Origin of the sequence: Wolbachia endosymbiont of Chrysomya megacephala (genome assembly GCF_008245065.1) — a bacterium.
Taxonomy (GTDB): Bacteria; Pseudomonadota; Alphaproteobacteria; order Rickettsiales; family Anaplasmataceae; genus Wolbachia.
On the sequence record NZ_CP021120.1, the window covers coordinates 701,702 to 717,699 of the forward strand.

24 protein-coding genes and 2 tRNA genes are annotated in these 15,998 nt (G+C 33.6%); 24 read left to right on the forward strand and 2 right to left on the reverse strand.

Annotated features, from left to right (window positions below):
• Positions 1-46: 46 nt before the first annotated feature.
• Entirely contained in the window at positions 47-2,521 is a 2,475-nt protein-coding gene (locus CAI20_RS03360) for a coiled-coil domain-containing protein (RefSeq protein ID WP_149168799.1), read from the reverse strand.
• A gap of 425 nt (positions 2,522-2,946) precedes the next feature.
• Here CAI20_RS03360 and fsa point away from each other — a divergent pair, with 425 nt between their 5' ends.
• Positions 2,947-3,591 carry a fructose-6-phosphate aldolase gene (gene fsa, locus CAI20_RS03365; RefSeq protein WP_007302527.1) on the forward strand — a complete coding sequence of 215 codons (645 nt, stop codon included), beginning with the start codon at positions 2,947-2,949 and terminating at the stop codon, positions 3,589-3,591.
• 773 nt (positions 3,592-4,364) lie between these two features.
• Here fsa and CAI20_RS03370 read toward each other — a convergent pair.
• Positions 4,365-4,832, reverse strand: a complete 468-nt coding sequence (locus CAI20_RS03370; RefSeq protein WP_149168800.1) for a hypothetical protein — start codon at positions 4,830-4,832, stop codon at positions 4,365-4,367.
• Positions 4,833-4,983: 151 nt separating this feature from the next.
• On the opposite strand from CAI20_RS03370, the gene carA reads away from it, so the two are divergent.
• The 23 genes from carA to rpsE all read left to right on the forward strand — a co-directional run bounded on the left by carA (position 4,984) and on the right by rpsE (position 15,996).
• Positions 4,984-6,072: a glutamine-hydrolyzing carbamoyl-phosphate synthase small subunit gene (gene carA / locus CAI20_RS03375; RefSeq protein ID WP_149168801.1), complete on the forward strand. Its 1,089-nt coding sequence runs from the start codon at positions 4,984-4,986 to the stop codon at positions 6,070-6,072.
• Positions 6,073-6,181: 109 nt separating this feature from the next.
• Positions 6,182-6,264 (forward strand) — tRNA-Tyr (locus CAI20_RS03380).
• Between the two features lie 4 nt (positions 6,265-6,268).
• A tRNA-Gly gene (locus tag CAI20_RS03385) sits at positions 6,269-6,339 on the forward strand.
• Positions 6,340-6,417: 78 nt separating this feature from the next.
• Positions 6,418-7,590: an elongation factor Tu gene (gene tuf / locus CAI20_RS03390; protein ID WP_007301992.1), complete on the forward strand. Its 1,173-nt coding sequence runs from the start codon at positions 6,418-6,420 to the stop codon at positions 7,588-7,590.
• Between the two features lie 14 nt (positions 7,591-7,604).
• On the forward strand, positions 7,605-7,925 hold the full coding sequence (gene rpsJ, locus CAI20_RS03395; RefSeq protein WP_012482004.1) for a 30S ribosomal protein S10: 321 nt from the start codon (positions 7,605-7,607) through the stop codon (positions 7,923-7,925).
• A gap of 9 nt (positions 7,926-7,934) precedes the next feature.
• A complete protein-coding gene (rplC, locus tag CAI20_RS03400) occupies positions 7,935-8,657 on the forward strand; it encodes a 50S ribosomal protein L3 (protein WP_012482005.1) in 723 nt (240 codons plus the stop codon).
• Between the two features lie 2 nt (positions 8,658-8,659).
• Positions 8,660-9,274, forward strand: a complete 615-nt coding sequence (rplD, locus tag CAI20_RS03405; RefSeq protein ID WP_007302533.1) for a 50S ribosomal protein L4 — start codon at positions 8,660-8,662, stop codon at positions 9,272-9,274.
• Positions 9,271-9,558: a 50S ribosomal protein L23 gene (locus CAI20_RS03410; protein WP_149168802.1), complete on the forward strand. Its 288-nt coding sequence runs from the start codon at positions 9,271-9,273 to the stop codon at positions 9,556-9,558. The genes rplD and CAI20_RS03410 overlap by 4 nt, the downstream gene beginning before the upstream one ends.
• Before the next feature lies 1 nt (position 9,559).
• Positions 9,560-10,384, forward strand: coding sequence for a 50S ribosomal protein L2 (gene rplB, locus CAI20_RS03415; RefSeq protein ID WP_052265061.1), 825 nt, complete (start codon positions 9,560-9,562; stop codon positions 10,382-10,384).
• Between the two features lie 3 nt (positions 10,385-10,387).
• Positions 10,388-10,672 (forward strand): 30S ribosomal protein S19, encoded by a 285-nt coding sequence (gene rpsS / locus CAI20_RS03420; RefSeq protein ID WP_010404687.1) that lies wholly within the window; start codon positions 10,388-10,390, stop codon positions 10,670-10,672.
• A 9-nt stretch (positions 10,673-10,681) separates the two neighbouring features.
• Positions 10,682-11,032, forward strand: a complete 351-nt coding sequence (gene rplV / locus CAI20_RS03425) for a 50S ribosomal protein L22 (protein WP_007302537.1) — start codon at positions 10,682-10,684, stop codon at positions 11,030-11,032.
• A gap of 39 nt (positions 11,033-11,071) precedes the next feature.
• The gene (rpsC, locus tag CAI20_RS03430) at positions 11,072-11,692 is read left to right on the forward strand and encodes a 30S ribosomal protein S3 (protein WP_007302538.1); all 621 of its coding nucleotides are present in this window, start codon (positions 11,072-11,074) and stop codon (positions 11,690-11,692) included.
• Between the two features lie 11 nt (positions 11,693-11,703).
• The gene (rplP, locus tag CAI20_RS03435) at positions 11,704-12,117 is read left to right on the forward strand and encodes a 50S ribosomal protein L16 (protein WP_006012233.1); all 414 of its coding nucleotides are present in this window, start codon (positions 11,704-11,706) and stop codon (positions 12,115-12,117) included.
• A gap of 11 nt (positions 12,118-12,128) precedes the next feature.
• Entirely contained in the window at positions 12,129-12,332 is a 204-nt protein-coding gene (gene rpmC / locus CAI20_RS03440) for a 50S ribosomal protein L29 (RefSeq protein ID WP_149168803.1), read from the forward strand.
• Positions 12,325-12,555, forward strand: coding sequence for a 30S ribosomal protein S17 (gene rpsQ, locus CAI20_RS03445; RefSeq protein WP_007302541.1), 231 nt, complete (start codon positions 12,325-12,327; stop codon positions 12,553-12,555). Before rpmC ends, rpsQ begins: the two co-directional genes overlap by 8 nt.
• An 18-nt stretch (positions 12,556-12,573) precedes the next feature.
• Positions 12,574-12,933, forward strand: a complete 360-nt coding sequence (gene rplN / locus CAI20_RS03450; protein WP_007302542.1) for a 50S ribosomal protein L14 — start codon at positions 12,574-12,576, stop codon at positions 12,931-12,933.
• Positions 12,933-13,250 (forward strand): 50S ribosomal protein L24, encoded by a 318-nt coding sequence (gene rplX / locus CAI20_RS03455; protein ID WP_007302543.1) that lies wholly within the window; start codon positions 12,933-12,935, stop codon positions 13,248-13,250. The genes rplN and rplX overlap by 1 nt, the downstream gene beginning before the upstream one ends.
• Before the next feature lie 6 nt (positions 13,251-13,256).
• Positions 13,257-13,793 (forward strand): 50S ribosomal protein L5, encoded by a 537-nt coding sequence (gene rplE, locus CAI20_RS03460; protein ID WP_007302544.1) that lies wholly within the window; start codon positions 13,257-13,259, stop codon positions 13,791-13,793.
• Between the two features lie 12 nt (positions 13,794-13,805).
• A complete protein-coding gene (gene rpsN, locus CAI20_RS03465) occupies positions 13,806-14,114 on the forward strand; it encodes a 30S ribosomal protein S14 (protein ID WP_149168804.1) in 309 nt (102 codons plus the stop codon).
• Between the two features lie 22 nt (positions 14,115-14,136).
• Positions 14,137-14,532 (forward strand): 30S ribosomal protein S8, encoded by a 396-nt coding sequence (gene rpsH, locus CAI20_RS03470; RefSeq protein ID WP_007302546.1) that lies wholly within the window; start codon positions 14,137-14,139, stop codon positions 14,530-14,532.
• 16 nt (positions 14,533-14,548) lie between these two features.
• The gene (gene rplF / locus CAI20_RS03475; protein WP_007302547.1) at positions 14,549-15,094 is read left to right on the forward strand and encodes a 50S ribosomal protein L6; all 546 of its coding nucleotides are present in this window, start codon (positions 14,549-14,551) and stop codon (positions 15,092-15,094) included.
• Positions 15,095-15,099: 5 nt separating this feature from the next.
• Positions 15,100-15,471: a 50S ribosomal protein L18 gene (gene rplR / locus CAI20_RS03480; RefSeq protein ID WP_007302548.1), complete on the forward strand. Its 372-nt coding sequence runs from the start codon at positions 15,100-15,102 to the stop codon at positions 15,469-15,471.
• A 12-nt stretch (positions 15,472-15,483) separates the two neighbouring features.
• Complete coding sequence (rpsE, locus tag CAI20_RS03485; RefSeq protein ID WP_007302549.1) at positions 15,484-15,996, forward strand: 30S ribosomal protein S5; 513 nt, start codon at positions 15,484-15,486, stop codon at positions 15,994-15,996.
• Positions 15,997-15,998 lie beyond the last annotated feature (2 nt).

The following is a 15,998-nucleotide window of genomic DNA, read 5'->3' on the forward strand; positions in this document are numbered from 1 at the left end:
GACAAGAGTTGAGTGACAAGAAGAAGCACTGATTTCATATGCATCTTTAAACACCTCCACGCTGACTTTGGCTACACACCTTTGAGGGACTGCTGATTAAGTCTAGAAGTGAATTACAGTGATCGCTATGAAATGCGCTATCAAGGCTTAAAGACCTAGATTTTTTTTCTGAATCATCAATTTTCTCTGTAAGCTGGTAAAACATTTTTGAATTATTATCAAAAACTTCCTTTTTATTAACAAGTACTTGATCAATTACTGGACTTAACAGTTCTACTTGGCTATTTAAGTATTGCACTGTACCGTTTAGTTCTTTTCTTTCTCTAGTTATTCTTTCAATTTCCAGAGCTTTATTTCCAATTATTTCTGTCAAGTGCTCATTACATTCTTCCAATTCTTTAATCTTTGACTTCAGTAATTGATTCTCTTTTGTTTCTTCTCTCTTCTGCGACAACTGTTGCTTATACTTCTTAATTTGCTCATCTTTAAGCTCTACCTCGTTCTTTAACTCTTCATATTCCTGCTTTAGCTGATCTACCTCTTGTTTATAAGATTCCAGATTTGTGTTGTACTTATCATTTAAGCGTAGAATTGTAAATTTTAAATTCTGTATATCTTTCCAATTTTCATCTAATATACCTTCTGCTTCCTCTTCCGCTTTTTTAAACTGTTTCAATTTATCTTCCAGTTTTTCATTTTTTGCATTAGCAATTGTTAACTTTTTCTCTAGATCTTTCTTTCCTTCATATGCACCTTCAAGTTCTTGTATTTTCCCTTGCAGCTCTGTTGATATATTTTCTAGCTTCTCATCTTTTTGTGTTAGTCCAATTTGCAATTTTACGTTTTTTTGCTTTTCTTCTTCAAGTTTATTCTGTAAATCACTATTGCACTTCTCTAATGCTTCAATTTCTTGCTTAGCCTCCATGAGTTCCTGTTCTGATTTTTTTAGCTTTACTATGCAACTACTTAACAGCTGGTCTGATTCCTCTTGCAATTTTCTTACCTCACTTGTCAACTCTTCTTTTTCTGCATTAGCAACTTCCAGCCTCTTCTTTAGATCTTCTTTTTCTTTTTCATACACACTCTCAAGTTTTTGCACTCTTTCTTGCAGCTCTGTTGACATATTTGCTAGTTTTTCACTTTTTTGCTTTTCCTCTCCAAGTTCATTCTGTAAATTACTATTATGCTTTTCAAATTCTTGCTCAGCCTTGTCGAGCCTATATTTTAAATTCGTTAAGCGCTCATTCTCTTCGATCATTATACGTTCTGCTTGCTCGCTCTCTATCTGCAATGTATCTTCCAGTTTCTTATTTTTTGCATTGGCAATTTCCAACTTTTTCTTCAGGTCTTTCTTTTCTTCATATGTACCTTCAAGTTCTTGTATTTTCCCTTGCAGCTCTGTTGATATATTTTCTAGCTTCTCATCTTTTTGTGTTAGTCCAATTTGCAATTTTACGTTTTTTTGCTTTTCTTCTTCAAGTTCATTCTGTAAATCACTATTATGCTTTTCTAACTCTTCAAATTCTTGCTCAGCCTCTTCGAGCCTATGCTGTAAATTGTTCCTCAGTTCATTTAATTCTCTAATTTCTTGCTCAGCTTTTGTAAGCTTTTGATCTAGTTGTTGTGAATTAACTTTTGTTTGAGTTGCAATTGCCTGAGTTGCAATCTGCTGTGTATTAACCTTTGATACATTGTTGCTAGTGAAAGAAAGAATAGGATTGCTTTTAGCATCATTTTCAAGATCTTTCAGCTTTTCGTCTTGATTGATTACGATATGTTCGTTATTTTGCAGATTACTAACAGCCGGTGCAATGTTAGCATTTTTGTTCTTTTTCAATAATGCTTTTACAGCATCATGTAGAGAGAGGCCTTGAATATATAATTCCTCATTTTGTCTTATTAATTCCCAAAACTCCTCAGGTGGCGATTCAAAATCTTTACCATTAAACTGTAGTACTTTAGTTATACCAGAATTACTTACATTCATAACCATAGTACAGGTAAAAGTTTTCCCATCCTTGTCCTGCACAGGCCAAGTGCTTGTCATTTCATAATATGCATCCTCTTTAAATTCATAACGTCTTTCCTTACCTTTTCGGTAAGCGTATATGTCATGCTTTTTATCGCAATAGATATTCAATGTGCTAATATCCCTTTCTTGCTGTAAGATATCACTAATTCTTATTGGCTCACTTCTATTGTAATTAATAAGATTAATGTTTAACACTTTATCAGAATTGTTAGTTTCTACATAAAAAGCTCGAAGGTCTATGTCTTTGTCTCTAAAATACTTACTTACAGCTTTTTTTGCCTGATTTGCTAATTCTATAAAGTTTTTTTTAAAGCTCTTGTTGAAAGATAGATCTATATATGCTTGCTTAAAATTTTCATCATTTGTTAAATCCATGAGCAAGTCATAAACCTCCCATTTTTGCTGACAATGTTCTTCTAAAACAGTAATGCTATTTTTTCTTTTCAGCTCTGCTAATATGTTTTTCAATGTCGGGAAATTTGTTGACATAGTATACCCCCTATTACTATTGTTCTGATAATATATTTACTTTAGGAGTGATTAAGCTATCAAAACTCCTTTTATATTAACCTTTTTAGTTGAATTTAATTGCGAGCGCTAAACTCGAACTTAGTCGATTTTGTTTATTGTTCCTCACTACCTATTTGTGTTACTATACTAATAGTAGCACTAAGTTTTAGGCTATGCAAGAATTTCTATTGAACGTAAAGCTAGTAAACTTCAGAAATTGGTTATGCTAATTTTATAATAAAATGCAACCAATTCATGTTTATTACCAGGGGTATACTGTGTCTCAGTGCAATATTTTCTTTCCTAACGGACTGAAAATTGAATTGAGTTAAAAATCCGATTTTATTTATACTTTTCAAAGATGACAATATTTTGTAAAAATAGGTTTTTAATAGGACAATAATATGGAAATTTTTCTTGATAGTGTTGATTTAAATGAAATTAAGGAGCTAAAAGAGTTCATTGATGGTATAACAACTAATCCTTCTTTAATAGCAAAATCTGGACATAAAGATAAGTACGAAGATTTAGTAAGCGAAATATGTTCTATTATAAAAGGACCTGTTAGTGTTGAAGTTGTTGCAGATAGCCATGAAGATATGGTTAAGGAAGGCCTTAAGTTAGCGAAAATCGCTAGTAATATCGTAGTAAAGTTACCCCTTACACATGAAGGATTAATTTCTTGTAAAAAGTTGTGGACAGAACATAAAATACCTGCTAACATCACATTATGTTTTTCTCCTGGACAAGCACTGTTTGCCGCTAAGGCCGGTGCTTGTTTCATTTCTCCCTTTGTTGGTCGCCTTGATGATATAAGCTATGACGGCTTATCGCTAATAGAAGATATATGCACTATATATTCTAATTATAATTTTAAGACAAAAGTTCTTGTTGCATCAGTAAGAAGTCCAGCACATGTAATAGAAGCTGCACGGCTCGGTGCTCATTCAATTACTGTGCCAGCAAAAATACTTAGACAGTTAATTAATCATCCACTTACTGATCAAGGGCTCGCAATATTTGAAAAAGACTGGGGCGTAAAACAATAAATGACATTGCTAAAAAAGACATAAAAACACAATAATTTATATAAAAAGGACATAGGTACCATCTGTCCTTTAAAGACATGTAGGTCAATGATATGCGTAATTCAGTGTTTTAAACATGATAGTCCTCCACTAATAAAAAAGATTGAGAAAAATGTATACAGCTACGACCGAAGTATAGCTAAAATATATTTTAACTGAAGATTATAGATTAATTTAATTGAAAAGTCTGCAGACGAAGATAGATTCCAAACTCTAGAACACCTTCATTACGAATAGTAAAAAGACTATCAGAATTTGTCAAGTAATTTTTATCGTAATTTTACGAACGTGCCATACCAGTAATTATATCTAGTTAAATTTGTAAAGTAATACAGTGTTTTCGATAGTTATAAAAAAGATGGATTTCAGTACTGGAGTAACATTTTGGAAATTGGGATGAAAAGAGGGAAAGTACTGGTTTGAAATTAAGTTTTCTGGATTCCAGTGCTGGAATGACAAGAGAGGAGCTCCAGGTACAGCTGTTACCTATAGAATGGCAGTACTAGAATGATAACAAACTGAATGATATATTTAATCTCTATACAGATGTACATCACGCACCGATTTCCATTCAAGGTAATGTCATTCCAGTATTGGAATCCAGTTAGATTTGCGAGTATAAAAGTAATACAACATTTTTGATGATTGAAGCCATTACTAGTATAACAAGAAAGGGAGTGCTGATTTCAGTGTTTATACGTTAGCCATGCATCTAAAAATTTATAAACAAAAGATTACACTTCACAACTTTGTGATGGAATAAGTTTTTCAATGCTGTTGATGCAAAACTCAGTTGTATTATTAGCTATTTCATCGAATTTATCATTTATATCCTTACCTATTTTTTCATCTTTAATATATTCATACAGAGCTAAAATAGCTATAGTTGAACATATTGCGATGAAACCAACTTTTGCTGTAATAAGTAATGATAGCCCACCTGCAAGTATGGACACTGCTCCAATAGCTAGGTTTATAATTTTATTTTGTGTTGATTGATTCTCTTTATCCTCTAAAACGTTTGATATTGCTTTTGAGGCAATTTTTATTGCTATTGCTGTAGTTGAGATTATAATAAACATCATAGCTATTTTTGCTAAGAGAAAAATTGATGGTAGAATTGTTACAAGAAACAATGAAGCACCTCCTATAAATAACCATTTCTCATTTATTTTTTTAGACTGATCTGTATTATTAGGCATTGTAAACCTCCACTTTCATTAATAGTTTATTCATATAATATGAAACATGCGATAGTCAAGATGTTTTTGTGTGGAGAAGCTTGCGATTGAGTTTTGGCATGTTATTTAAAATTCTTATATAATATTTTAAATGATTTTAAGAGAGAGTTAAATGCAGGATGCAGCTTTAGTTTTACAAGATGGCAAGTGCTTTTGGGGAAGATCGGTAGGTAAAAAGGGCAAATGTATAGGTGAAGTTTGTTTTATCACTGGTATGACCGGGTATCAACATACTATAACCGATCCTTCTTTTGCTAATCAAATCATAGCGTTCACTTTTCCTCATATCGGTAATGTTGGAATAAATCACAAAGATAATGAAGGAGAAAAAGTTTTTGCAAGTGGTGTGATTATGCGTGAACTTTCTCCTATGTCTCACTCTTCTTCATATATTAGTTTAAATGATTGGTTGGAGAAAAATAATGTAGTTGGGATATCGGGAATTGATACTAGAGCTTTGACGAGATATTTGAGAAAACATGGATCTCAAAATGGAATGATATGTCCGTCAAGTGAGGCACATATATTAGATGAATTGAAGAAATACAAATCTGTAAATGGAATAGAAATAACTAAGAAAGTCGGTTTAAGTAATAACTTTCAAAGCGCTCTTAATGCAAAATATAGGGTTGTAATTGTTGATTTCGGTGTAAAAAATAGTATAATCTCACGCTTAGTAGAACTTGATTGTACGGTTGAATTAGTCAAACCAGATACAGGTTTTGCTCACAAAATATTAAGCATGAATCCAGATGGTATAGTGCTTTCAAATGGCCCTGGTGATCCACAAGAGATAGGAGAGAGTGTAATTTCAGAAATAGAAATTATTGTGAAATCTAAAATACCAGTTTTTGGTATATGCCTGGGCCATCAATTACTTGCAGTTACTTTGGGGGCAAAGACTGTTAAGATGGATATTGGTCATCGAGGGAGTAATCATCCAGTTTATGATCTGGAGAGTAAAAAAGTTGAGATAACTAGCCAAAATCATGGTTTTGTTGTTGATTCAGCTTCTCTTCCAAGTAACGTTGAAGTTACTCATATTTCTCTATTTGATAATAGTGTAGAGGGAATAATGATGAAGGATTACCCAGTCTTTTCTGCTCAATATCATCCAGAAGAAGCGCCAGGTACGCATGATTCACATTATTTATTTAGGCGTTTTATTGATAATATTTTGTTATATAAAAGTAAAATCTAACTGAAATCAGTTAGATTAGCTTTTATTACTTGATCTTTTGGATTTGGATGTTTAATATTAGGGATAATAAAACTTAAGTTAAGGTAGTGTTCTCTTAACAGATTTTTGTGGAGGAGTGACCGAGTGGTTAAAGGTAACAGACTGTAAATCTGTCCGCGTGAGCGTACGTAGGTTCGAATCCTACCTCCTCCATTGTGCGGGTATAGCTCAATGGTAGAGCTCTAGCCTTCCAAGCTAGTGACGTGGGTTCGACTCCCACTATCCGCTCTTTTTTTTGTTGTATTTATATAAAATCAACATATTATTTATTGATGTATTTGTATTTTAGGTAGAAGAGTTAAAGTTATGACAGCGATAGTAGAAGCATTTGGAAAGCCGCATGTAAATGTGGGAACGATAGGACATGTGGATCATGGGAAGACAACGTTAACAGCGGCGATAACAAAGCATTATGGTAATTTTGTAGCATATGATCAAATAGATAAAGCGCCAGAAGAAAGAAAGAGAGGGATAACAATAGCAACAGCGCATGTTGAATATCAAACAGAAAAGAGACACTATGCACACGTTGATTGCCCTGGACATGCTGATTATGTAAAGAATATGATAGTAGGTGCAGCACAGATGGATGCAGCGATATTGGTAGTGTCAGGGGTTGATGGGCCGATGCCACAAACGAGAGAGCATATATTGCTGGCAAAACAGGTGGGTGTTGGATATATCGTGGTATATATAAATAAAGCTGATGTTGCTGATGCTGATATGATAGATTTGGTAGAGATGGAAGTGAGAGAGTTGCTGAGTAAGTATGGATTTCCAGGTGATGAAGTGCCTATGATAGTTGGGTCTGCGTTAAAAGCATTAGAGGATGATAGTAGTGAGTATGGAAAGAAATCAATAGATAAATTGATGGAGAAGTTAGATGAGTATGTGGCAGTACCTCCAAGGCCTATAGATTTGCCGTTTTTGTTGCCAATAGAAGATGTATTTTCAATATCGGGCCGAGGGACGGTAGTAACAGGAAGAATAGAGAAGGGGGAGATAAAGACAGGGGATGAGATAGAGATAATAGGTCTGAAAGCGACGCAAAAGACGATATGTACTGGTGTTGAGATGTTTAAGAAGTTGCTAGATAAGGGAAGTGCAGGACTCAATGTAGGAATACTACTAAGAGGAACAAAGAGAGAAGAAGTGGAGAGAGGGCAAGTATTGGCAAAACCAGGGACAATAACCCCGCATAAGAAATTTAATGCGGAGGTGTATATATTGAAGAAAGAAGAAGGAGGAAGGCATACACCATTTTTTGGAAATTATCAGCCACAGTTTTATTTAAGGACAACGGATGTAACTGGGAGCATAAAATTGCTAGATGGAAAGGAGATGGTAATGCCAGGGGACAATGTAAGTATAGAAGTGGAGTTGCAAGTACCAATAGCAATGGATAAAGGATTACGTTTTGCGATAAGAGAAGGTGGTAGAACTGTTGGTTCTGGCGTTGTTTCGGAAATTTTAGAATGAGTATAATAACTAAGATGAAGCAAGATATATATATTAGAATCAAAGCTTTCGATTGTTCTTTGTTGGAAAAGTGTATTCGCGAGTTTATTGATCAATTAAAGCAGTTTAATGCAGATTTATCTGGTCCGATTGCGTTGCCAAGAAAAGATTCTAAATTTACTGTTAATAGGTCTCCTCATGTTGATAAAAAATCTCGTGAGCAATTTGAAATGAGAATTTCTAAGCGGTTAATTATTGTACATAATCCTACTTCTACTATGATGAAGATGCTTGCAGATTTATCTTTTTCTGCTGGTGTAGAAGTGGATTTAAAGGTTAAGGAAGTCAATATTTAGGAAAAGGAAATGAAGAGAATAAATTCGCTTAGGAGAATTGGTTTGTTAATGACCAATGTTGGCCATACTGCTATGTATTTTGATAATAGTCGCATGGCTGTAACCTTATTGCATCTCAGCGAAACTTATATTATCGATATAAAAGGACAAGATAAATGTGGCTACAATTCAGTCATTTTAGGCACAGGGGATTTAAAAAAAATAGCAAAACCTCAGTTGGAATATTTAAAGAAAAAGGGTATAAATAGTAAATGTAAATTATACGAAAGTAGATTAACTGATCTATTCGGAATAGAATGTGGTAAAAAGGTGGGGGTTAATCATTTTGTAGTTGGTCAATATCTTGACATTACGGGTTATTCTTTAGGCAAAGGGTTTGCTGGTGTGATGAAGCGGCATAACTTCAGTGGGCTTAGGGCATCTCATGGCGTTTCTATTGCTCATAGATCACAAGGTTCTACTGGTCAATGTCAAGATCCTGGTAGAGTATTCAAGGGGAAGAAAATGGCTGGTCATTTAGGTAATAGCAGAGTGACTGTACAGAATATGAAAATATTATCCATTGATTATGAAAATAGCATAATTGCTGTAAAGGGTAATAATGTTCCTGGGTTTAAAAACTCTTATGTTTTTGTGAGAGATGCAGTTAAAAAGCCTTTACATAAAGATGTTCCTTTTCCAGTAGGTCTGCTGTTGAATATGAGTGATGATGCTAATAATTTGGTGAGTTAGTTATGGAATGTGAATTAGTTGATCTATCTAATAATAATGTAGGTAGTGTTGAGCTTAATCCCTTGATATTTTCTGCCAAGCAAAAATTGAGTATTTTGCATGATATAGTGAGATGGCAATTAGCAAAGAGAAGAGTTGGTGCTCATAAAACAAAGGGTATCAGTGATGTTTCTGGTACAACAGCTAAGCCGTATGGTCAAAAACGTACCGGTAGGGCGAGACAGGGGAGCTTGCGATCTCCTCAGTTTAGAGGTGGTGGAATTATTTTTGGTCCTGTTGTGAGGAGTCATGCTTATTCTCTTAATAAAAAAGTACGTAAATTTGGTTTGAAAATTGCTTTATCTCTAAAATATTTAAATAATCAAGTTGTTGTTCTTGATAGTTTAAATGTTGATGTGAAGAAAACATCTAAAATGTGTGAATATATTAAAAATTTTAAATTTTCTTCTTTTTTAATAGTTGGTGATTATGGAGATGATTTGTTACGTGCTGCTAAAAATTTGCATTATGTAGATTTAATCAAACCTATTGGGTTAAATGTTTTTGATATATTGAATCATGAATGCGTGATGTTAACAAAAGACACTTTAAAGCATCTTGAAGGTAGATTGTTATGATTAAATATAATAATATAATAAAATCTCCTGTAATCACAGAAAAGGCTTCTCTTTTAAGAGAGAAGTTTAATAAATACTCTTTGTATGTTTTTGTAAATGTAAATAAGCGTCAAATAAAATCGGCAATAGAGTCTTTATTTAATGTCAGAATTTCTTCTATAAATGTTATTAGAGTTAAACCTAAATATAGACGTTTCAGGGGTGTGGTTGGTTGTAAAAAACAGAGAAAAAAGGTTTATTTTTCTTTGATGGATAGTCAAAAATTAGATATAATGAGCGTTTAATATGGGTATGAAATTTTTTAATCCTGTTACTCCGTCTTCTCGTGGGACTATATTAATAAGTAAAATTGGTTTATCAAAAGATAAGCCGGAGAAGTCTCTTGTATTTGGCAAGAAATCCAGTGGTGGAAGAAATAATCATGGTAGAATTACAACTCGTCACAGGGGTGGTGGTCACAAGAAGAAGTATAGAGTTATAGATTTTAAACGTAATAGAAGTGATCAGGGTATAGTTGAGAAAATAGAGTATGATCCAAATAGAAGTGGGTTTTTAGCATTAATATCATATAAGGAAGATGATACTAAATCTTATATATTAGCTCCTCAAGGTATGAAGCCTGGTGATGTTGTGACAGCTGGAGATGATGCTGATATTTTGCCAGGGAATTGTTTACTACTCAAGCATATACCTGTTGGTTCTTTCGTTCATAATGTTGAGCTGAAGCCAGGTAATGGTGCTGCGATTGCTAGAGCTGCTGGTTGTTATGCACAAATCGTTGGTCGTGATGGCCAATATGTTTTATTACGACTCAGGTCTGGTCAAATTAGGTTGATTTTATCTTCTTGCAAGGCTACTATTGGTGTAGTATCTAACCCTGACCATAAGAATAGAAAGTTGGGTAAAGCTGGGAGAAGTAGGTGGCTTGGGATTAGACCTGCTGTACGTGGAGTTGCAATGAATCCGGTTGACCATCCTCATGGAGGTGGAGAGGGAAAAACTTCTGGCGGTCGTCATCCTGTTACTCCTTGGGGTGTTGCAACAAAAGGAAAAAAAACTAGGAAAAAAAATAAATCTAGTGATAAGTATATAAAAAAATTGAAAGGTTAATTTATGAGTAGATCTGTATGGAAACCACCTTTTTTACACCCATCTGTACTAAGATTAGTTCAGAGAGCTTTAAAAGAGGGTTCTATTAATAAGGTGATAAAAATTCATTCCAGGGCTTCTGTAATTCTTCCTAATTGTTTGGGTTTAAAATTTGCTGTTTATAATGGTAAAGATTACATTCCTGTTAGTGTTGATAATCAGAATATGATAGGTCATAAATTCGGTGAATTTTCACCTACTCGTAAATTTACTGGGCATGGTGGTGATAAAAAGGCAACAAGAAGGTAGGCAATTGATATGAAAAATAGGGATATAATAGTTGAGGCTGGTTCTAAGGTTTTAAGATCAACTCCTCGCAAATTAAATTTGGTTGCTGATTTAGTGCGTAATAAAAAAGTTTCTTTTGCTAATGTACAATTAAGATTTTGTGAAAAAAAGGCTGCCGGTTTTATAATGAAGGTGTTGAATTCTGCAATTGCTAATGCTCAAAATAATTATGGATTGAACGTTGATAATTTATATATAAAGGAAATTTTAATAGGTAAGTCACTTACTTTGCGTAGAGTATATCCAAAAGCTATGGGTAGGGCTAATAGAATGAGCAAATTTTATAGTAATATAACTATAAAATTGAAAGAAATTGTATGATTTATAGAAATGGAAAATTAATAAGGAAAGTGTAAAAATATGGGACAGAAGGTTAATCCTAAAGTATTTAGATTGCAAATAAATAGTAATACCTGGGATTCTGTTTGGTGTGCTACGGACGATTATAAACAGAAATTGCATCAAGATCTATTTATTCGCAGTTATATAAATGAATCCTTTAAGCATGCTGGTATTTCTAAAGTAACTGTAGAGCGTACAGTTACTTTAGTGTCTGTAATAATACATTCTTCTAAACCTGGGGTTATAATAGGTAAGAAAGGTTTGGATGTTGAGAAGATAAAGCAAAAAATAGCTAAAAAAGTAGAAAGTAGTGTTGAAGTGAATGTAGTAGGAGTTAAAAAGTCTGAAATAGATGCAGTTTTAATATCAAGGAGTATTACACATCAGCTAGAAAAAAGGATTTCATGTAGAAGAGCGATGAAAAAAGCTATTCAAAATTGTTTGAAGATGGGTGCTGAGGGTATTAAAGTAAGTTGCTCTGGGCGTCTTGGCGGAGCTGAAATAGCTCGTACTGAATGGTACAAAGAAGGTCGTTTGCCTTTACACACTTTGCGTGCTAATATAGATTATGCTTTTTGTGAAGCGAAGACTATATGTGGTATTATAGGAGTTAAAGTTTGGGTTTATGTTGGTAGTTAAGGTATATTGAGATGTTTGTTCCCAAAAAGAGTAAATATAAAAAGGTATTTAAGGGGAGAATAAAGGGTAATGCTAAGGGTGGTAGCACGCTGTCTTTTGGAGATTATGGATTAAAAGCTATGGAAGTAGGTAAGGTTCAGTCCAAGCATATTGAAACTGCAAGGCGCGTAATATCTAGAACGTTAAAACGCTCTGGTAAAGTATGGATAAGAATTTTTCCTGATACTCCGGTTAGTAAAAAGCCAGCAGATGTACGTATGGGTAAAGGGAAAGGTAGTGTTGAATTTTGGGTATTTAAAGCTAAGCCCGGTAGGGTTTTGTTTGAAATTAGTAGTGATGTTCCCATGCATTTAGCAAGATTGGCCCTTGAAAAAGCGACTGCTAAGCTTCCTATGAAGTGTAAATTTATATCTAATCATAATTGAATGGAGTTGCAATGGATATAGTTAAATTTGAATCAGAATCTTCACGAGGATTACATGAACTTCTTGTGAATTTGAGGAAAGAATTTGTTAATTTGGCTTTTCAAAAAAAACTTGGCCAGTGCAACAATTTTTCGCGTTTCAGCTTAATAAGAAAGAACATAGCTCGTAGTCTAACTGTATTAAATAGAAGAAAGAGAGAGGGAAAAAATGCCTAAGAAGGTTTTTTATGGTGTCGTAACTAAGGCTGACTCTGATAAGACTGTAAAGGTTTCGGTGTTACAAGTGTATAAGGATAGGCTGTATAAAAAAGTTATTAAAAAATACAAGAAGTATACAGCACATGATGAGAATAATAGTTGCAAAAAGGGAGATAGGGTTTTAATACAGGAACATAAGCCTATTTCTGTTACTAAAAAATGGGTTGTTATCAATAGCTAAAAAGGAATAGGTATTTATATGATTCAAAAAAATACATTGTTAGAAGTAGCTGATAATTCTGGTGCGCGTGCAGTGCTTTGTATTGGCTTGTTAGGTGGTAGGAAATCTGCATCTGTAGGTGATACGATTATTATATCTACTAAGTCTATTAACCCAAAAGGTAAAGTTGAAAAAGGAAAAGTATATAAAGCAGTTGTTGTTAGAGTAAAAAATAGTGTTAAGAAATCTGATGGTTCTGTAATTCGTTTTTCTAGCAATGCTGTGGTTTTAATTAATGATCAAGGTGAACCACTTGGCACTCGGGTGTTTGGTCCAGTAAAAAAGTTATTATCTGGTTCTTTTATGAAAATAATGTCATTAGCTGATGAGGTTTTATAATGAGTGCTAAAATAAAAAGTGGTGATGATATTATAGTTTTAACTGGTAAAGATAAGAAAAAAATTGGTAAGGTAATCAAAGTTATAATACGTAATGCTAAAAAGAAAGTAGTTGTTTCTGGCGTAAATGTGTGTAAGAGACATACTAAACCAAGAGCTGGTAGTGGTGGTGGTATATTCAATAAAGAGTTAGCTATTGATGTATCCAATGTTGCAATATTGGATCCTAAGTATAAAACTCCAACTAAAGTAGGATTTAAGATTATAGATGGTAGAAAAGTGCGTTTTGCAAAAGTTTCTGGAGAAGTGATAGATTAGGTTGATATGTTTAAACAATTGTATAAAGATAATATAGTAAAATCCTTAAAGGATAAGTTTAATTACAGCAATGTAATGCAAGTGCCTAAACTTGTCAAGGTGTGTATCAATATGGGCGTTGGAGATGCTGCTACGGACAATAAAGCGATAAATGAGCCATTTGATAATCTACATTCGATTGCTGGGCAAAAGCCTGTGTTAACCTTTGCAAAAAAATCTATTTCTGGTTTCAAAATTAGAAAAGGTGCAACTGTAGGTTGTAAAGTGACTTTGCGTAGAAACAAAATGTATGAATTCTTAGAAAGATTAATATATATTGCTTTGCCAAGGGAAAAAGATTTTAGAGGGTTTAGTGTGAAGCAATTTGATGGTCATGGTAATTTTTCCTTTGGTATCAAGGAGCATATATCATTTTTAGAAATAGACTATGATAAAATAAGTAAAATTAGAGGTATGGATATTAATATTATAACAAGTGCAGTTAGTGATAAGGAAGCAAAGGAATTATTACTGGCTCTTAAATTCCCTTTTTTTGATAATTGAGAGAAAATATATATGGCAAAAAAATCCATGATACAGAAGAATCTTCGTAGAATAAAGTTATGCGATCAATATAGGGAGAGAAGGGAAGAATTAAAATCTATAATGAATAATAAGGATTTATCTATTGCAAAAAGGTTTGCAGCTCAAAGTAAGCTGATTAAAAAATTGCCTAGAGATTCTTCTAAAATCAGAATTAGGAAGAGATGCGCTTTAACTGGTAGGCCGAGAGGAGTATATAGAAAATTTGGTTTATGTAGGATTGTTTTACGTGATTTGTGTTCTTTTGGACAAGTTCCAGGGGTTACAAAATCTAGTTGGTAAATGTGATATAAGGAGTGTAATAGTGTCGTTATCTGATGGTATTGGTGATTTTTTAACAAGAATACGTAATGCTCAATTGGCAATGCATAGGGAAACAAGAGTCCTATTCTCTAAAGTGAATTCTTCTATATTGAAGATCTTAAAAGAGGAAGGGTATATTCTTAATTATGAAAAGCAAGAGAGTGATAGTATCCCTTCCCTTGTTGTGCAGTTGAAGTATTATGATAAATCACCTGTGATTAATGATATAGCTAGGGTATCAAAGCCCGGTTGTCGTTATTATTCTAAGTGTAAGGACATTTCTAAAGCATATAATGGTCTTGGAATTTTTATTATATCTACACCGAAAGGAGTGATGACCGATTATAATGCACGTAGATTAAAAGTTGGTGGAGAAGTTTTGTGTCGTGTATTTTAAATGATAGGAGAAATGTATGTCTCGTATAGGTGCCGCACCTATCAATATTCCTGCTGATCTTTCAGTTGAATATAATAATGGTAGGGTATTAATAAGAAGTGTTAGGGCAGAAAAAGAGCTGAACTTGTGTAGTGGCATTCTGTGTCAGATAGTTGATAATCAATTGTTACTTTCTGTTGATCAAGGCAGGGATGATTATGATAAAATAAAATCTATATGGGGCACTTATAGAAGTAATATTAATAACATGATTAACGGTATGGTTAATGATTTTTCTGTTGATCTTGAGATTAATGGTGTGGGGTATAAAGCAGAATGTGATGATAAGTATTTGACTTTATATCTTGGTTATAGTCATAATATTAAGTATAAAGTGCCTAAAGACGTTGAGATTAAGTGTATAAAGCCAACTCATTTAGTGATTCGCGGTATGGATAAGCAAAAAGTCTATATGGTGGCTTCTGATATATGCAAAATTAGAAAATATGATCCTTATAAAGGTAAGGGTATTGTAATAAAAGGCAAATTTATGCTGCGTAAGGTTGTAAATAAAAAGAAGTAATTAAAATGAAAAGATTGTATAATTTTTTAAGTAGCTATGAAAAAAGGAAACTTCGTAATAGAGCGAAGCTCGATAAGAGCGCTGGGCGTTTACGTATATCCATATTTAAGTCTAATAAACATTTCTATGTTCAGTTGATTAACGATGCAAAAGGAACAACCCTAGCTTCTGCTTCTACTTTGGATGATAAAATTAGGAATGTATGTAAAGGTAGGGTTAATGCTGAAACTATAAAACAGGTTTCTTCTTTATTGATTGAGCGTCTCCCTAGTACAAAATTGCAGCAGCGGTTCGTCTTTGATCGGGGAGCATATAAGTATACAGGATTGATTTCTCAATTTGCTGAGGCTTTAAGAAGCTCTGGATTTAAATTTTAGAAGGTTTTAAATATGGCTGTAAAGAATTTACAAAATAATAATGATTTATCAGAGCTTTTGGTTTCAGTCCGAAGGGTAACAACGGTTACTAAAGGTGGTAGAAGATTTTCATTTTCAACTTTGGTTGTTGTTGGTGATGGTAAGGGTAGGGTAGGATGTGGAATAGGTAAACACGCAGAGGTTGCTGAAGCAAGAGTGAAAGCTTTAAATGCTGCAAAGAAGTCGATGATTAGGGTGTACTTACGTGAAGGTAGAACTTTACATCATGATATTAAAGCTAAATTCTGTTCTGGTGAGATAGTTTTAAGAGCTGCAAGAGCTGGAACAGGTATTATTGCTGGTGGAGCAATGAGGTCGGTTTTTGAGGTATTAGGTATAAAGGATGTGGTAGCTAAGTCTACTAGATCAAATGATCCTCATAATATTATATGTGCAGTATTTAAGGCTTTTGATGTTATGTTATCTCCTCGCCAAGTGGCAGGTAAGAGGGGTAAAAAGATTAGTGAGATAGTTGGAAATAGGTAAAC

Bases quoted from the DNA above. Each gene is read 5' to 3' on its own strand.
- rplV (WP_007302537.1), top strand. From the start codon at position 10,682: ATGAAAAATAGGGATATAATAGTTGAGGCTGGTTCTAAGGTTTTAAGA.
- CAI20_RS03410 (WP_149168802.1), top strand. From the start codon at position 9,271: ATGATTAAATATAATAATATAATAAAATCTCCTGTAATCACAGAAAAG.
- rpmC (WP_149168803.1), top strand. From the start codon at position 12,129: ATGGATATAGTTAAATTTGAATCAGAATCTTCACGAGGATTACATGAA.
- rplC (WP_012482005.1), top strand. From the start codon at position 7,935: ATGAAGAGAATAAATTCGCTTAGGAGAATTGGTTTGTTAATGACCAAT.
- rplR (WP_007302548.1), top strand. From the start codon at position 15,100: ATGAAAAGATTGTATAATTTTTTAAGTAGCTATGAAAAAAGGAAACTT.
- rplE (WP_007302544.1), top strand. From the start codon at position 13,257: ATGTTTAAACAATTGTATAAAGATAATATAGTAAAATCCTTAAAGGAT.
- rpsQ (WP_007302541.1), top strand. From the start codon at position 12,325: ATGCCTAAGAAGGTTTTTTATGGTGTCGTAACTAAGGCTGACTCTGAT.
- rplB (WP_052265061.1), top strand. From the start codon at position 9,560: ATGGGTATGAAATTTTTTAATCCTGTTACTCCGTCTTCTCGTGGGACT.
- rpsE (WP_007302549.1), top strand. From the start codon at position 15,484: ATGGCTGTAAAGAATTTACAAAATAATAATGATTTATCAGAGCTTTTG.
- CAI20_RS03360 (WP_149168799.1), bottom strand. From the start codon at position 2,521: ATGTCAACAAATTTCCCGACATTGAAAAACATATTAGCAGAGCTGAAA.
- CAI20_RS03370 (WP_149168800.1), bottom strand. From the start codon at position 4,832: ATGCCTAATAATACAGATCAGTCTAAAAAAATAAATGAGAAATGGTTA.
- fsa (WP_007302527.1), top strand. From the start codon at position 2,947: ATGGAAATTTTTCTTGATAGTGTTGATTTAAATGAAATTAAGGAGCTA.
- rplX (WP_007302543.1), top strand. From the start codon at position 12,933: ATGAGTGCTAAAATAAAAAGTGGTGATGATATTATAGTTTTAACTGGT.
- tuf (WP_007301992.1), top strand. From the start codon at position 6,418: ATGACAGCGATAGTAGAAGCATTTGGAAAGCCGCATGTAAATGTGGGA.
- rpsS (WP_010404687.1), top strand. From the start codon at position 10,388: ATGAGTAGATCTGTATGGAAACCACCTTTTTTACACCCATCTGTACTA.
- rpsJ (WP_012482004.1), top strand. From the start codon at position 7,605: ATGAAGCAAGATATATATATTAGAATCAAAGCTTTCGATTGTTCTTTG.
- rplP (WP_006012233.1), top strand. From the start codon at position 11,704: ATGTTTGTTCCCAAAAAGAGTAAATATAAAAAGGTATTTAAGGGGAGA.
- rplD (WP_007302533.1), top strand. From the start codon at position 8,660: ATGGAATGTGAATTAGTTGATCTATCTAATAATAATGTAGGTAGTGTT.
- rpsN (WP_149168804.1), top strand. From the start codon at position 13,806: ATGGCAAAAAAATCCATGATACAGAAGAATCTTCGTAGAATAAAGTTA.
- rplF (WP_007302547.1), top strand. From the start codon at position 14,549: ATGTCTCGTATAGGTGCCGCACCTATCAATATTCCTGCTGATCTTTCA.
- rpsC (WP_007302538.1), top strand. From the start codon at position 11,072: ATGGGACAGAAGGTTAATCCTAAAGTATTTAGATTGCAAATAAATAGT.
- rplN (WP_007302542.1), top strand. From the start codon at position 12,574: ATGATTCAAAAAAATACATTGTTAGAAGTAGCTGATAATTCTGGTGCG.
- carA (WP_149168801.1), top strand. From the start codon at position 4,984: ATGCAGGATGCAGCTTTAGTTTTACAAGATGGCAAGTGCTTTTGGGGA.